At 72.1% G+C, this 15,387-nt stretch carries 13 protein-coding genes; 6 read left to right on the forward strand and 7 right to left on the reverse strand.

Annotation, left to right across the window (positions count from 1 at the left end; translation table 11 throughout):
• Position 1: 1 nt before the first annotated feature.
• The gene (locus tag ACFS27_RS24035) at positions 2-817 is read right to left on the reverse strand and encodes an ABC transporter permease (RefSeq protein WP_377188613.1); all 816 of its coding nucleotides are present in this window, start codon (positions 815-817) and stop codon (positions 2-4) included.
• On the reverse strand, positions 817-1,791 hold the full coding sequence (locus tag ACFS27_RS24040) for an ATP-binding cassette domain-containing protein (protein WP_377188616.1): 975 nt from the start codon (positions 1,789-1,791) through the stop codon (positions 817-819). Before ACFS27_RS24040 ends, ACFS27_RS24035 begins: the two co-directional genes overlap by 1 nt.
• Positions 1,792-1,881: 90 nt before the next feature.
• On the opposite strand from ACFS27_RS24040, the gene ACFS27_RS24045 reads away from it, so the two are divergent.
• Positions 1,882-3,015 (forward strand): TetR/AcrR family transcriptional regulator, encoded by a 1,134-nt coding sequence (locus ACFS27_RS24045; protein ID WP_377188619.1) that lies wholly within the window; start codon positions 1,882-1,884, stop codon positions 3,013-3,015.
• A 190-nt stretch (positions 3,016-3,205) separates the two neighbouring features.
• On the opposite strand, the gene ACFS27_RS24050 is transcribed toward ACFS27_RS24045, so the two are convergent.
• Positions 3,206-3,970, reverse strand: a complete 765-nt coding sequence (locus ACFS27_RS24050; RefSeq protein ID WP_377188622.1) for a helix-turn-helix domain-containing protein — start codon at positions 3,968-3,970, stop codon at positions 3,206-3,208.
• An 86-nt stretch (positions 3,971-4,056) separates the two neighbouring features.
• On the opposite strand from ACFS27_RS24050, the gene ACFS27_RS24055 reads away from it, so the two are divergent.
• The 5 genes from ACFS27_RS24055 to ACFS27_RS24075 all read left to right on the forward strand — a co-directional run bounded on the left by ACFS27_RS24055 (position 4,057) and on the right by ACFS27_RS24075 (position 10,061).
• Complete coding sequence (locus ACFS27_RS24055; RefSeq protein ID WP_377188625.1) at positions 4,057-4,458, forward strand: nuclear transport factor 2 family protein; 402 nt, start codon at positions 4,057-4,059, stop codon at positions 4,456-4,458.
• A gap of 65 nt (positions 4,459-4,523) precedes the next feature.
• Positions 4,524-6,134: an ATP-dependent DNA ligase gene (locus ACFS27_RS24060; protein WP_377188627.1), complete on the forward strand. Its 1,611-nt coding sequence runs from the start codon at positions 4,524-4,526 to the stop codon at positions 6,132-6,134.
• Between the two features lie 190 nt (positions 6,135-6,324).
• Positions 6,325-7,353: a ferric reductase-like transmembrane domain-containing protein gene (locus tag ACFS27_RS24065; RefSeq protein ID WP_377188629.1), complete on the forward strand. Its 1,029-nt coding sequence runs from the start codon at positions 6,325-6,327 to the stop codon at positions 7,351-7,353.
• A 121-nt stretch (positions 7,354-7,474) separates the two neighbouring features.
• On the forward strand, positions 7,475-8,779 hold the full coding sequence (locus ACFS27_RS24070) for a hypothetical protein (RefSeq protein WP_377188632.1): 1,305 nt from the start codon (positions 7,475-7,477) through the stop codon (positions 8,777-8,779).
• 52 nt (positions 8,780-8,831) lie between these two features.
• Entirely contained in the window at positions 8,832-10,061 is a 1,230-nt protein-coding gene (locus ACFS27_RS24075) for a sulfotransferase family protein (RefSeq protein WP_377188635.1), read from the forward strand.
• A 21-nt stretch (positions 10,062-10,082) separates the two neighbouring features.
• Here ACFS27_RS24075 and ACFS27_RS24080 read toward each other — a convergent pair whose 3' ends face one another.
• From ACFS27_RS24080 to ACFS27_RS24095, 4 genes are read right to left on the reverse strand one after another with little or no spacing between them, the layout of a single operon-like run.
• Positions 10,083-11,819 carry a dipeptide ABC transporter ATP-binding protein gene (locus tag ACFS27_RS24080; RefSeq protein WP_377188638.1) on the reverse strand — a complete coding sequence of 579 codons (1,737 nt, stop codon included), beginning with the start codon at positions 11,817-11,819 and terminating at the stop codon, positions 10,083-10,085.
• Positions 11,816-12,658: an ABC transporter permease gene (locus ACFS27_RS24085; protein WP_377188640.1), complete on the reverse strand. Its 843-nt coding sequence runs from the start codon at positions 12,656-12,658 to the stop codon at positions 11,816-11,818. Before ACFS27_RS24085 ends, ACFS27_RS24080 begins: the two co-directional genes overlap by 4 nt.
• Positions 12,655-13,638 (reverse strand): ABC transporter permease, encoded by a 984-nt coding sequence (locus ACFS27_RS24090; protein WP_377188643.1) that lies wholly within the window; start codon positions 13,636-13,638, stop codon positions 12,655-12,657. The genes ACFS27_RS24085 and ACFS27_RS24090 overlap by 4 nt, the downstream gene beginning before the upstream one ends.
• Positions 13,635-15,302: an ABC transporter substrate-binding protein gene (locus tag ACFS27_RS24095; RefSeq protein WP_377188646.1), complete on the reverse strand. Its 1,668-nt coding sequence runs from the start codon at positions 15,300-15,302 to the stop codon at positions 13,635-13,637. The genes ACFS27_RS24090 and ACFS27_RS24095 overlap by 4 nt, the downstream gene beginning before the upstream one ends.
• Positions 15,303-15,387: the final 85 nt, after the last annotated feature.

Below are 15,387 nucleotides of genomic sequence, written 5' to 3' on the forward strand. Positions count from 1 at the left end.
GTCACTGCTGACGACCGTACGCACGCACGGCGAGTGGGCAGAACACCACGAAGAGCGCCGCGCACCAGATGAGCGTCGTGGCGATGGTGTCGCCGACAGGAGTGCCGTTGAGCAGAGCCCGGCAGGCGTCCATGACATGGGTGACAGGGTTGATCTCCGCCCAGGACCGCAGCCAGCCGGGCAGGGTCTCGACGGGAGCGGCGAGGCTGGTGCCGAGCTGCAACGGCAGGAAGCTGATGAAGCTGATCGCCAGGACGGTCTCGGCGCTCCTGACCAGGACACCGACGAGCACGGTGACCCAGCTCAGGCAGAAACCGAACAGGATGGCAAGGCCGGCCGCGGCGAGGGCGCCGGTGAGCCCGCCGTGCACGCGGAAGCCGAGCAGCGCGCCGATGGCGAAGAGGATGGCGACGGCGAGCAGGTAGCGGACGATGTCGGCGAGCACGGAGCCGAGCAGTGGCGCGAGGCGGCTGATCGGCAGGCTCCGGAACCGGTCGGTCACACCGTTCTTGAGGTCGAGGTTGATGGCACTGCCGGTCGAGACCATCCCGGCGAGCCCAGCACCCATGACGAGGATGCCGGGGAAGAGGTACTGGAGGTAGGCGGTCGTGGAACCGGCGACCGACCCGCCGAACAGGTACACGAACAGCACCATGAACAGGGCCGGAGTAACCACCCCGTTGATGATGGGGCCGGGGTTGCGGGTCGTCTTGGCGAGGCTGCGGCCGGCGAGCACGAGGCTGTGGCGGAGCCACGGGAGCGGTCGGGTGGGCGGCTGTTCGGTGGTGGGCGCAGCGGCGGGGGCAGTGGTGGTCATCAGGCGGCCTTCGTTGATTCGGCGGCGTTCTCGGTGGCGGTGGTCGGTGCTCCGGTCAGGGCGAGGAACACCTCGTCGAGGCTGGGCAGGCGCAAGGACAGCTCCGAGACGCCGATGCGCTGCTCGCGCAGCCGTGCGGCGATCTCGAAGAAGGCCTCGTCACCGGTCACCGGCACGACGAGCTCGTGCCGGGTGGAACGCTCCGGCGCCTGGCCCGCGACGCCTGCCAGGACGGCGGCGGCCGCGTCTGTGTCGGTCGGGTCGTTCGGCCGCACGGTGATGGTCTGCCCACCGACCTGGCTCTTGAGCTCGGCGGGGGTGCCGGATGCGATGACCCGGCCGTGGTCGATGACGGCGATGGCATCGGCGAGGGCGTCGGCCTCCTCGAGGTACTGGGTGGTCAGGAGGACCGTGACGCCGTCGGCGCTCAGCCCCCGGATCATCTGCCACAGCTCGTCCCGCTTGCCCGGGTCCAGCCCGACCGAGGGCTCGTCGAGAAAAACCACCTCGGGCCGCCCGACGAGGCTCGCCGCCAGGTCGAGGCGTCGCCGCATGCCGCCGGAGTAGCCGGCCACCGGCCTCTTCGCCGCGTCCTCCAGCCCGAAGCGGGCCAGCAGATCCCCGGCGCGCCGGGCCGCCTGCGTCCGGGGCAGGTCGAGCAGCCGGCCGATCATGACGAGGTTCGCCGAGCCGGTCAGCTCCTCGTCGACACTGGTGTGCTGGCCCGACAGCGCGATCCGCCGTCGAACCTGTCCCGGCTGCCGCACGACGTCGAACCCTGCCACCGACGCCGATCCGCTGTCAGGGCGCAGCAGGGTCGCCAGGATCCGGATCACTGTGGTCTTGCCCGCCCCGTTGGGCCCCAACAGGCTCAGCACCTGGCCGCGCGGGACGGCCAGGCCGACGCCGTCGAGCGCGGCGACCTTGCCGAATCTCTTGGTCAACCCTTCGGCCTCGAACCCATGCTCTGACATCGACAGCACCCTTCGTCTCGGATTCAGATGATGTGATCATCTGAATTTCCACAGTATCTTAACGACACGAGGTCGAGGAAGGGAGCCGCGATGGTCCGGCTGACTCGGGTCCAGCAGCAGGAGCGCACTCGCGCGGCGGTGCTCGCCGCGGCGCGCGAGGAGTTCGTAGAGCAGGGTTATGCCCTGGCGAAGATCGACCGGATCGCCGACCGAGCCGAGCTGACGCGCGGTGCGGTCTACTCGAACTTTCCGGGCAAGCGCGCGCTGTACCTGGCGGTGCTCGTCGAGATGGTCCGGAGCGCCGGGACACAGGGGGCGCCGGAGGCGCCGGGATCTCTCGCCGAGGCGCTGGGCGCGTTCGCCCGGACGTGGCTGGAGCGCCTGCCGCTGGCCGACGACACGGCCTCCGGCGGCCGCCTGCAGCTGCGCTCGCTCGTGGGCGTCGTCGACGACCGGGGCCGGACCGTGCTGGCACAGCTCGCCCGGCTGGAGGCGCTGCTGCTCGCCATCGGGCTGGAGTCCTGCGAGCCTGACCGCGGGCGCAGGCCGGATGGTCAGCCGGCGCGCCGGGTGCGGCTGGCCGAGCTGGTGCTGACGATGCTGGGTGGCTCGGGTCTGCTGGCCGAGCTGGCGCCGGGGTTCGGCGACCCGTTCGACCGGGCGCGCGCATGCGAGCATCTGGCCGGGATCGATCTGGCCGACACGTGGGCGCCGTCGTACCTGCCCCACGTCGAGCCCGCCGAGCCGGTTCAGGACGAGTGGACCCCGCCCACGGGGCTGGTGGACCAGATCATGGGCGGCCCGGTCGATCTCGGCGCCGACGGCCTGGTCACGGTGCTGGGCGCCCACCGGCTGGGTGCCGCCGAGGAGACCGTTCGTTCGATCCGACCCGGCGAACGGGCCACGCTGGTTGTCGTCACGAGCGATCCTGCCGAGACCGGGAATCTCGTGCGGCTCAGGGTCAGCGACCTCGCCGGTGCCCTGCGCCGCGTGTTCGGCCCCGAGGCCTGGCAGCACGTTCGGCTGGTGATCGACGACGATGCGGTAGCGGCGTCGGCCATCGGACTTGCCGGCGTCGACGACGACACCCAGGCAGCCGTACGCGTCCAGGGCGGCGCGATCACCGCCCGAGCCCAGGGGCTGGGCGCTGCGCACGCGGCGGCGACGGCCGGCGCAGGTACGGGTGCGAAGCGGGGAACGCGGTCCGGGAGAGCCACGGCGTGAGCTAGTGCCGACGCTACGCCGCCGCCGCGCCGCAGGTCGGCCTACACCGTCGAGGTCGTCGATCTGGCCGCGGCCGGCGACTACCTACGCGACGAGGGCGTAGAGCTCCGGCGGTCCGCGGACGGTCGGCCCTTCATCCCGGCCAAGGCCGCCTTCGGGGCTGCGATCGTCCTCGCACAGGCCAGGCGAGCTACGCGAAGTAGGCGGCGCTCTCCGCATCCGCCGGGTAGTACGACTCGATAGCTACCTCGTCCAGCGTGATGTCCATCGGGGTGCCGAACGTGGTGATCGTCGAGAAGAGCCGCAGCTCGCGCCCGTCGATGCGAATGATCATCGGGATGACAACGTCGGACTCCGGCTCGATCGATCCACCCGCCTCGTCTTCGGCGCCCGGCGCCAGCAGCTCTTCGTAGAGCGCCGTCAGCTCGGCGTCGGGGAAGGCGGCGAGCTGGCGCCTGACCCGGGAGCGGAACACCGCTCGCACGTCGGCGAGATTGACGACCAGCGGTGCAAGCCCTCGCGGGTCAAGCCCCAACCGCACCAGGTTGACCGGCGGCCGCAGCAGGTCGGGCGCGACGCCGGCGAAGAACCGGTCGACGGCGCGGTTGGTGATCAGGATGTTCCACCGGCGGTCGAAGACCAGCGCAGGATACGGCTCGTGCGCGCGGAGCACCCTTCCGACTGCGTCCCGGGCGGCCGAGAGCGCGTCGCCGTCGAGCGGGCGCTCGGTGTACCGGGGCGCGAAGCCGGCAGCGAGCAGCAGCCGGTTCCGGTCCCGCAGCGGTACGTCGAGCTGGTCCGCGAGCCGGAGGACCATGTCGGCGCTCGGCCTGGACCTGCCCGTCTCGACCAGGCTGACATGGCGGGCCGAGACGTCGGCGGCAATCGCGAGATCGAGCTGGCTGAGCCGACGACGGTGCCGCCACTGCCGCAACAGCTCCCCCACGGTTCCCATGGCAGCGAGTGTCGCTCAACGTGCGACCGAGCGCCATGAACTCCCAGTTCATCGACAATCACCGCAGTCACGGAAACACTGCCGTCATGACCACAAAAAGCACGAGCACAGACAACAGGAGCATCGTCGCGGCCGCGTTCGGGGGACTCGTCGACACGGGGGACGTAGCCTCGGTCGAGCAGGTGCTGAGCGACGGATTCGTCCACCACCGGCCGGACTCGACCTCATCGACCAAGGCGGAATGGCTCGTCTCGATTCGGGCGTCGCTGGAGAACATCGCGGGCATGCAGGTCGAGATCAAGCACATGTTGGCCGACGGCGACCACGTCATGCTGCACTCGCGGCGGCGGCTTCCCTCCGGGCCGGAGATCACGGTCGTCGACATCATGCGGTTCGAGGACGGGCTGATCGCGGAGGCGTGGGAGACCATCGAGCCCGCCGCCGAGGCGGCGGGCCACCTGGAGTGGTGGGCAGCCGGGCACCGCTGACCGCATTGCCCCCGCAACCACATCGGCTCAGGAGCGGTCTGCTCGAAGGCGCGTCAAGATGGAGCATGCTCCTCGCCGAGGTCGCCGCCACGTCCGACGCCGTCGCCGCCACGCGCTCGCGCCTGGCCAAGCGGGCGGCCATCGCTGACCTGCTGCGCCGCACGGCCGCTCGTGGCCCTGCAGCAGGTGATCCACCGGCAGGCGACCTGGCCACAGCCGGCGAAGAGATCGCGGCCGACATCGAGATCGTCGTCGCCTACCTCGCCGGTGCGCTGCGACAGCGGCGCACCGGTCTCGGCTGGGCCGCGCTGCGCGACCTCCCGCCGCCGGTCACCGAGCCGACGCTCACCGTGCAGGACGTCGACGCGGCGTTCGCCGAGATGGCGGCACTCGAAGGCACCGGGTCCGCGCAGGCCCGCGCCTCCGCCGCCGCCGTGCTCTTCGGCACCGCGACCGAGCGCGAACAGGCTCTTCTACGCGGCCTCGTCGCGGGCGAGCTGCGGCAGGGCGCCCTGGACTCGGTGGTCGTCGACGCCGTCGCCGAGGCCGCAGGCACCCCGGCCGACGCCGTCCGCCGGGCCGTCATGATGCGCGGCGCGACCGGCCCGGTGGCGAGCGCCGTGCTCCTCGCCGACGACCCGGTCGCCGAGCTCGCGACGTTCACGCTCGAGGTCGGACGGCCCGTCCGGCCCATGCTCGCCCAGTCCGCACCGGATATCGCTGCCGCCTTCGAGAAGCTCGGCTCCCCTGGCGAACCGACCGAGCTGTGCGTCGACGTCAAGCTCGACGGCATCCGCATCCAGGTGCACCGGCTCGGCGACGACGTGCGCGTCGTCACGCGCTCGCTGGACGACATCACCGACCGCGTACCGGAGATCGTCGAGGCCGTGCGAGCGCTCCCCTCCGACCGGATGGTGCTCGACGGCGAGGCGCTCGCCGTCGGGCCCGACGGCGTACCCCGGCCCTTCCAGGAGACCGCGGCACGGTCGGCGACCCGGGAGACGACGCCCGAGGCGGAGCTGGCGGCCCAGCTCCAGCTCTCCCCGTTCTTCTTCGACGTGCTGCACGCCGACGGGCGCGACCTGGTCGATGCCACGCTCCGCGAGCGCCTCGGGGTGCTCGACGAGGTCGCGGCACCTCGGGCGGTGCGCCGGCTGCTGACCTCGGACCCTGATGCCGCCGCCGAGTTCTTCGCGGGCGCGCTGCGCGAGGGCCAGGAGGGTGTGGTGGTGAAGTCGCTCGACGCGCCGTACGCGGCCGGACGGCGGGGTGCGGGCTGGGTCAAGGTCAAGCCGCGCCAGACGCTCGATCTCGTGGTGCTGGCGGTCGAGCGGGGCTCGGGCCGCCGGCAGGGCTGGCTGTCGAACATCCACCTCGGTGCGCGCGATCCTGAGGGCGGTTTCGTGATGCTGGGGAAGACCTTCAAAGGGATGACCGACGAGATGCTGGAGTGGCAGACGGCGCGCTTCACCGATCTCATGACGGACGACGACGGCTGGGTCGTGACCGTTCGCCCCGAGCAGGTCGTGGAGATCGCCTTCGACGGGCTGCAGCGCTCCACCCGCTACCCGGGCGGGCTGGCCCTGCGTTTCGCGCGGGTGCTGCGCTACCGCGACGACAAGAGCGCGGCGGAGGCGGACACGATCGAGACGGTCCGGACGCTCGCGGGTTTCTAGCCCGTGCCGCACGGGCAGTGACACGGCCCGCCGGCTGAGCCCTGACCGGTGACCGCGCGGGCGCCGCCGTGCCGCGACCGGGGCTTGGCACCCGCGCCGCTTCTCCGTAGGTTATGACCGGCTCGTGGCGTTTCCGGTGGCGCGAGACCAGCACTGTTCCGATCCGCGCGATGGTGAGCGAGGGAGCCGCATGAGCGACGTCCGGCAGGTCCGCGGGTGGTTCGACGGCACAGCGTTCCGGCAGGATCTCCGGGCGGCGTGGCTCGACGCGTCGATCGCGCTCCTCATCACCCTGGCGATCTTCGCGTGGCTCACGTGGCGCGTGCACGCGGGGACGTCGCCGACGATCGACGTCATACCCACCTTTGCCGACGGCGCCGGCGTCTACTGGATGTACTGGATGAGCCAGGCGTTCGGCTGGTCCGGCCTGCTCTGGGCGTGGATCACCGTGCTGCTCGGCCTGGTGCGCTCCAGCCGTCCGCAGCCGTGGCTCCCGCTGACGCCCGCGACCGTCGAGCGGCTGCACCGCACCACCAGCCTGACGACGATCGTGCTGATGTTCGCGCACGCGTTCTGGTTCTTCGCCGAGGAGGTGCGCGGCAACGCGGAGGGGCTCGACCCCGTCGGCCGGGTCTGGTCCGCGTTCCTCAACGTGTTCGTCCCGGGGGTCTACCCGAGCGGCACCGGCGTGATCGCGATCCTCATCGGTCTGCTGGCCCTGTACCTCTCGATCCCGTTGGGCCTGGCCTATTACGCACGGCGGCGGATCGGCCCCCGGGCCTGGCGGGTGCTGCACTCCTCGATCATCGTCGTCTATGTGCTGAGCGTCTGGCACACGCTCCTGTACGGCACGAACGTCTGGTTCGACGGCTGGTTCCGCACCACGATGTGGCTGCTGCAGCTACCCGTCGCCGCGTTGCTGCTGGTCCGGCTGCTCGCACCGGCGTACAAGCCGGCCCGCGGCGCCCTGGAGACGGCCGGCCGCTGGGCCGCTCGCACTGCCGTGGCGGCCACGGTCGTCGTCCTGCTGGCCGTCGCGGCGACCGGACGCGACGGCGGCCGGACCCCCGGCGTCGACGGCGCCCCGCTCAACGTCACCACCGTCATGGTCTGGACCGGCCTTGCCGTGTTCGTCGTCGTCGTGAGCGTCGCGGTTGCACGGGCCCACCGCGTGGCCGCACGGCAGCGCGCCGTGCGCGCGTCGGCCGACGCCGGCTGAGTCCGTACCGATCGCCGGAACCAGACGGATTTCATCCAGGACATATCTCGACAGACACGCACATATCCGGCAAAGATTGGGCCGAACCAACCGACCTGTACCCGACCCAGACGGGCACACGATGAGCTCGACCACGATGGACGGTATCGCCGGCACCGGTGACACCGTCAGCGGTGATCCCGCCCACCGCCCCTTGAAGCTCGACGACCCGGCGACGGTCACGTCCGTCGCCGGGCTGATCGCGTCGCACGACGCGGGCGCCGGGCACGCACGGCTTCGCGAGGAGTGGGGCGACCTCGCTCCCGTCGAGCTGGAGCCCGGCGCACGCGCCTGGCTCGTGACGGAGTACCGGACCATCGTCGCGATGGCCAGGGACCAGTTCCCTCTCACGACCACGACCGGTGCGTGGAGCGGGCACGAGCACCGGACCCCGTCCCCGGAATCGGCCCTGCTCCGACCGCTGGCGGCGGCCGACCGCCCGACGGTGGAACAGGTGGACGGGAGCGTGCACGGCAGGCTCCGCGCCCCGCTCGACGAGGTGCTCGGCGTGATCGACGATGCCGACGTCGCCAGGACCACGCGCCTCAGGTGCGACGAGCTCATCGACGGGTTCGCCGCGACCGGTGTGGCCGACCTGGTGCGCGAGTACGTGGCGCAGGTGCCGCACCTGACGCTCGGCGCGGTCCTCGGGTTCGACGCCGGGACCGCGCAGCAGGTGTTCGAGGCCGCCACGCGCCGGGCCGCGGAGCGGGACGCCGCGTCTGCGGTGCACGAGGTGAGCTTCCTGCTCTCCGGGCAGACGGTGGCCCGCAGGCCGGACGGCACGCCGACCCCGGCAGGCCGGCTCGCGCGGCACGCCGCCTATGAGAGCACGGCGGAGGCGGCGCTCAGCCTCCTGTCGCTCACCGCCACCGCGGCGCTCGGTCTACGGGCCTGGCTGGCCCAGACGCTCTACCTCTCCCTGACCGACGAGCAGTTCGCCAGGCGGCTCGCCGGCGGACGGCTCGGCACCGACGAAGCCCTCGACGAGGTGCTGTGGACCGCGTCGCCGGTGAGCACGCTGGCACCGCGGATCGCCATCGAGGACTTCCTGCTCGACGGCAAGCTCGTGCAGCGTGGGGACGCAGTGCTGCTCGCGGTCGGTGCGGTCGGCTCGGACCCGAGCATCCGCGGCGAGAACCCCTGGGACGGGTCAGGCAGCAGGGCCCACCTCACGTTCGGGGTCGGCGCCCACGCGTGCCCTGCGCCGCACCTGGCCAGGCTGATCGTCCGGACGGCGGCAGAGACGTTGCACCGCCGCCTCACGCCACAGCTCGCGCTGACGGTGGACGAGCTCCGGTGGGCACCCGACTTCCGTTTTCGCCTGCTGGAGACGCTCCCGGTCGTCTTCCGCCCCGAGCAGCACCCCCCGCCGTTCGTCCCGTGAATCTCGCGGACGCCGCGCGACCCGCCACGCCGATCGCTAGAGAAGGGACACCGTGAGCCGTACTACGCGAGCCTCCAAGGTTCTCAACACCGTCTTCGCCCCCGTCATCCGAGGGCGCGAGGACCCCACGACAGCCTGGGCGAAGTCCGTCGCCCAGGTCGAGAGGGAAGCAGGTACGCAGGACCGGGCGTTCGCCGACGGCCTCGGCGTCGTGTTCGCGAGCATCGCCGCCGAGCCCCGCCTGACGCCGCTCGGCTGGACCTTCGTGCTCAACTCGATCAAGGACCGGTACGCCAACCGGCTGCGCATCAACAGCCTGCTGGCCGAGCGCCCCGAGATCGCCGACGAGCCCATCACCGACCCGGTGTTCGTGCTGGGTCTGCCGCGCACCGCGACCACACTCACCCATCGGGTGCTCGCCGCGTCCCCGGCCCATCGCGGCCCGCTCATGTGGGAGATGTCCTACACCGGTCTCGAGGACCCGGCCGTCGCAGCGCGCGAGATCAAGAAGTTCGACCAGGGCAGCCAGCTCGTCACCGGCCTGTTCGCGCCGGGGCTGAAGCACATGCACCCGAGCCGCGCCGAGCAGCCGGAGGAGTCGATGATGCTCCTGCCGCACGGCACCTACTGGGCGCTGCTGCACGGCGCCATCCCGTCCTACCGCGGCTGGTACGCGCGGCGCAGCGCGACGGAACTGGCCCGCGACTACGCGTACCTGAAGCAGGGCCTGCAGGTGCTGCAGCACGGACGTGAGCACAAGCGCTGGATCGTCAAGTACCCCGGACACCTCAAGGACATGGCGGCGATCAAGGAGGTGTTCCCGGACGCCACCTTCGTGTGGACGCACCGCGATCCGGCCACCGTCCTCGGCTCGACCTGCAGTCTCGTCGAGACGATGTGGGCGATGTACCAGAAGGACCCCGACCCGCTGGAGGTCGGGCAGCTCGTGCTGGACACCATGGTCACGTGGGTGAACAGCGCGCTGGAGTCGCGGCTCAGCCTGCCGCCGTCGGCCATCGTCGACGTGCCGTACCACACGCTGAGCGCCGACCCGCATGCGGAGGTGCCGCGGCTGTACTCGGCGATCGGGGCGACGTGGTCGAAGAGTGACGAGGCGCAGCTCGACCAGGTGCTCGCCCGGCCTGCGGGGATGCGGCCGCACCAGTACGACATGACGCGCTACGGGCTGCAGCCGGATCAGGTCGAGGAATCGTTCGCGGCCTACCTGCGCCTGCTGAACACCTTCGACGAGCTGGACGCGGAGCCGAAGGCCGAGATGTGACGTCGGCCGGCTCCGGCCGGCTCACCGGAAGGCGGTCGGCGACGACTCCCGCAGCAGCCGCGCGTACGGGTGCTGCGGGTCGTCGAAGACGGTCGCCGCCGGTCCCGACGCGACGATCCGGCCCTCCTGCAGCACCGCGAGATCGTCGCTCATGTGCAGCGCGACCCCGAGGTCGTGGGTGATGAGGAGATAGGCGAGGTTCCGCTCACGCTGGAGCCGGTCGAGCAGGTCGAGCACCTGGGCCTGGACCGACACGTCGAGCGCCGAGACGGGCTCGTCGAGGATCAGCACCCGGGGGTCGGCCGCGAGCGCCCGCGCGACGGAGACCCGCTGGCGCTGCCCGCCGGACAGGTGGAGCGGCCGGCGCGTGGCCACGGCCGGGTCGAGACCAACGGTGTCCAGCAGCTCCGTGATCTCGGCGCGTACTGGTCCTGGCCGGACCGTCCGGCCGCGGGTGAGGGCGTCCGCGAGGACGGCGCCGACGGTCCAGCGTGGGTCGAAGGAGCTGAGCGCATCCTGGAACACCGCACTGACGAGCGAGCGGCGCGGACGCCGTCGGGCCTCCGGGAGCCGGCTCCACGGCTCGCCGAGCAGGGTGACCTCGCCGGCGTCGGGCCGTTCGAGCCCGAGGAGGAGCCGTGCGGTGGTGGACTTGCCGGAGCCGGACTCGCCGACCAGGCCAAGGGTCCGGCCTGCGCGGAGGACGAACGACACGTCGTCGGCGGCGACGATCTCTCGCCCGCCCACATGGAACGTCCGGGCCAGCCCCGATGCCTCCAGCAGCGCATCGTCGAGCGCAGGCCTGGTCGCTTCAGGAGCGGCCGTGCCGCTGCTGCTCCTCTCGTCGACGGAGGCGGCAGCCGGGGCCGGGGCGACCGGCGCCGAGGCCGGGGCCGACAGCGGGGCGCCCCGGGGGCGGCCGGCCGGGACGGCGGCCACGAGCTTGCGGGTGTAGGCGTGCCGGGGGCGTTCGAACACCTCGGCCGGTGTCCCCTCCTCGACCACGACGCCGTCGGTCATGACGAGCACCCGGTCGGCGATGCCCCGCACGACCGACAGGTCGTGGCTGATGAGCAGCACGCCGGTGCCGTCGTCGCGCAGCTGACCCAGCAGCCGGAGCACGCCGGCCTGGACCGGCTGGTCGAGCGCCGTGGTCGGCTCGTCGGCGATGACGAGCTCCGGTTCGCCCGCGATGCCGGAGGCGATGAGGGCGCGCTGGCGTTGCCCGCCGGAGAGCTGGCCGGGGCGCTGGCGCGCGCGCAGCTCGGCGTCGGGCAGGCCGACGCGGTCGAGGAGCTCGAGGGTGCGCGCGTGCCGCCCGGCGGCGTCGAGGCCGGTGTGCAGGGCGAGCGTGTCGCCGATCTCCCGGCCGACGGGGCGCAGCGGGTCGAGGGAGACGAGAGCGTCCTGCGCGATCAGGCCGACGGTGCCGCCGCGCAGCCTGCGCAGGGCGCGCCCGGACAGCGCCAGCACGTCCTGCCCGGCAACCGTCAGCTCAGCGGCCGAGACCCGAGCGCCCTCCCCCGCGAGGCCGACGATGCTGCGCGCGGTGACGCTCTTGCCCGAGCCGGACTCGCCGACGATCGCCACGCACTCGCCGGCCGCCACGTGGAAGCTGACGCCGTCGACGACGCGACGCTCGCCACGGCGACCCCCGCCGCGCCGCTCGGGGAACGCGACGACCAGGTCCCGCACGTTCAGCACGCGCTGCGTGGGCACCGACCCGGTCGGCTCCGGCCCTCCCGGCTGCCCGGTCATCCGGCGCTCCTGTTCCGCTTCTGGATACCGCGCCCGATGACGGTGGCAGCGGCGGCACTGGCGACGATCGCGAGGCCGGGGAAGAACGTCATCCACCAGAAGTTCGCGATGTAGGTGCGACCGGCGGCGAGCATCGCGCCCCACTCCGCGGCGGGCGGTACGGCGCCCAGGCCGAGGTAGCTCAGGGACGACACCCAGATGATCGCCTGCCCGAGCCCGAGGGTCGCGAGCACGAACAGCGCGGCGGTCACGTTCGGCAGCACGTGGCGGGTCACGATCCAGAGCCTGCCGCGCCCCAGCACACGCGCAGCCTCGACGAACTCGGCGGCCGCCGTGCGCCGCACCTGGGAGCGGATGATCCGCGCGTACCCGGGCGCGGTGGCCAGGCCGACGGCGATGGTCGAGCTCAGCACGCCCGGCCCCGTGACGACGATGAACAGCAACGCGAGCAGCAGACCGGGGAACGCGAAGAGCACCTCGACCACCCGGGTCGTGCCGAAGTCGAGCCAGCGCGGCCCGAGCCCGGCGAGGAAGCCGAGGACGATCGCCAGGCCGATGCCGATCGCCGTCGCCAGGGCGCCGATCAGGAGCGACTCGGATGCGCCGTGGACCACGCGGGTGTAGATGTCGCGGCCGGACTCGTCGGTCCCGAACAGGTGCGCGGGAGACGGGGCCTCGAAGGCGTCGGCGGGCGAGGTCGCGAGCGGGTCGCCAGGGGCGAGCAGGCCCGGCCAGAGCGCCGCGACGAGGAGGAGGACCAGGACCACGCCCGCGAGCGCCTCGCCGACGGTGGGCCGGAACGCCGGGGCGCCGACGACGGCGGAGCGCGGGCCGCTCATTGCGTCACCGCCCGTCCGCGCGGGTCGATGGCCCGGTCGGCGAGGTCGGTGACCAGCGTCATGACCGTGTAGGCGAGCGCGACGACGAGCACGATGCCGGTCACCAGGGTGACGTCGCGCAGCTGGACCGCCGACAGGAGGCTGCGGCCGAGGCCCTGGCGGGCGAATACGGCTTCGACGACGACCGCGCCGCTGATCAGCGACCCGAACGCCCAGCCGGAGAGTCCGACGGCGGGGATCGCAGCGTGCCGCAGCGTGTGCCGCCAGAAGATGCGGACCTCGCTCTCGCCGCGGGCTCGGGCGGTGGTGACGAACGGCGACTCCATGGCGGTCAGGAGGGACTCGCGCATGACCTGGCCGAGGAACCCGGCCAGCGGGATCGCCAGGGTGAGCGCCGGCAGCACGATGCCGAGCGGGCCCGGCACGCTGACCGGGGGCAGGACGCCGAGGGTGAGGCTGAAGAACAGGATCAGGACCGTCGCGAGCCAGAAGTGCGGCACGGCGGCCGCCACCAGCTCGAGCCCTGAGCCGATGGCCCAGGCGACCCGCCCGCCCCGTACGCTCCAGGCGGCCAGGGCGCACGCGAGCGCCCAGGCGAGCGCGAGGGAGCAGAGGGCGAGGGTGAGGGTGGCTCCGAACTGCTCACCGATCGCCGTCGCGACCGGCTTGTGCAGCGAGTACGACTGCCCGAGGTCGCCGGTCAGCAGGCGTCCGAGGTAGGTGAGGTACTGCACCACGAGCGGCTGGTCGAGGCCGTACTCCCGGCGGACCTGCTCGAGCGCCTCGGGTCCCGCCTGGGAACCGGGTCCCCCGAGGATCGCCTGGGCGGGGTCGCCAGGGATGAGCCGGAGCGCGAAGAACGTGATGGTCGCGGCGGCCCAGAGCACGAACACGACCCCACCCGCACGCAGGAGGAGCCAGCGCCGGTTGCCCGGCGCCGGTCTCCTGCGTGCCCCGGTGGTGGGGACGGGAAGGGTCAAGACGCCAGCCAGGCCCCGGCGAACGTCGGCGTCGACACCGTGGGCATCGCCCGCAGACCCTGCACGGTCGACGAGTAGAGGAAGTGGTTCTGCTGGTCGTACAGCGGCAGGATGTAGTAGCCCTCGAGGATGATTCGCTGGGCCTGCTCGTACAGGCTCTCGCGGTCGTCGGGGTTGCTCGTGGTGGAGGCCCTGGTGAGCAGGTCGTCGACCGCGGGGTCGTCCACCTGCGCGAGGTTCGCGAAGTAGCCGCTCGGCGCGGGCTCGATGCTGGCGGAGTGGTAGAGGATCCGCAGCACGTCGGGGCCGACCTTCGTGTACGGGGCGCTCACGAGGTCGTAGTCGTTCTCGGCGAGCGCGCCGTACCAGCTGGACAGGTCGAGCGGGTGGAGCGTGACCTCGAAGCCTGCCGTCCTCGCGTCCGCCTGGATCTGCTCGAACAGGGACTGCTCGGCGGGGATGGACTGGTTGGTGCTCACGGGGAAGTCGAGCGTGAGGCGCTTGCCGTCCTTGATGCGGTAGCCGTCGGCGTCCCGCTCGGCCCAGCCCGCCTCGTCCAGGAGGCTCGCCGCGGCGTCGGTGTCGACGGAGAACAGCTCGGGCAGGCCCAGGCCGAGCGGCTCGACGCTGGACAGCGGCGAGTACGAGCGCTCGGCGGTGCCGAAGAACAGGCCCTCGATGCCGTCGTCCACGTTCACCGAGCGGATGAACGCCTCGCGGACGCGCTCGTCGTCGAACGGCGCCTTGCTCGAGTTGAGCTCGATCCGGTTGGCGGCGCCGGGGCGGGGCGCGTCGAGCTCTTCGATCGCCTCGTCCGAGGCGGCCGACTGGATGGTGTCGGGCTGCGCGTTGTCGATGACCTGCACCTCACCGGACTGGAGCGCGGCGTAGCGGCTCGCGGAGTCGGGGATGAACCGCCACACGATCGAGTCGAGGTACGGGAGGCCGGTGCCTTCGGCGTCGGCGGGCACATCGGCCGGCGGCGAGCTGTAGTCGTCGTTCCGGACGAGCGTCACCGACTCCTGGCGCTCCCACCCGTCGACGACGAAGGGGCCGGTGCCGACCGGTGCGGCGCAGTTCTCGTCCTGGCTGCGCTCCAAGGCCTTCGGTGACTCCATGGCCACCCAGACCTGCGAGAGCGACTCCAGCAGCGCGCTGTCGGGAGCGCTCAGCTCCAGCCGGACCGTGTGGTCGTCGACGGCCACGACGTCCTTGACCTTCGCCAGGGCGAGGTAGCCCGTCGACGACGCCGTCGCGGGGTCCTGCACGTGCGCGATGTTGGCGGCCACGGCCTCGGCGTCGAACGGCGTGCCGTCGGTGAACGTGACGTCCTCACGCAGGGAGAACTCCCAGCTGAGCCCGTCGTCGCCCTCCTGCCACTCGGTGGCGAGCCACGGGATGACCTCGCCGTCGTCGGAGAGCGAGACGAGCGACTCGAGGTACTGGGTGGCGATGAGCGCCTGCGGATAGTTGCCGCCGACGTGGGGGTCGAGGCACGAGGGTTCCGCGTCGCCCGAGGCATAGGTGAGGGTTCCGCCTGCGACGGGCTCGCTGGAGGGCTCACCTGTCGTTCCTCCCTCGGGAGAGCAGGCGGCGAGCAAGAGGGCGACCGCGGCCGTGACGACGACGGCGGCACGCGGACGGGAGTACCGGCGCGAAGGCATGGCTACGTGTGCATCCTGTCTGGAAGGCTGTACGGAACGACTCCGTTCATGCTCCCAAACCCGCTGTGCCTGCGGCGATATTCCG

Source organism: Promicromonospora vindobonensis (assembly GCF_042685865.1).
Classification (GTDB): Bacteria; Actinomycetota; Actinomycetes; order Actinomycetales; family Cellulomonadaceae; genus Promicromonospora; species Promicromonospora vindobonensis.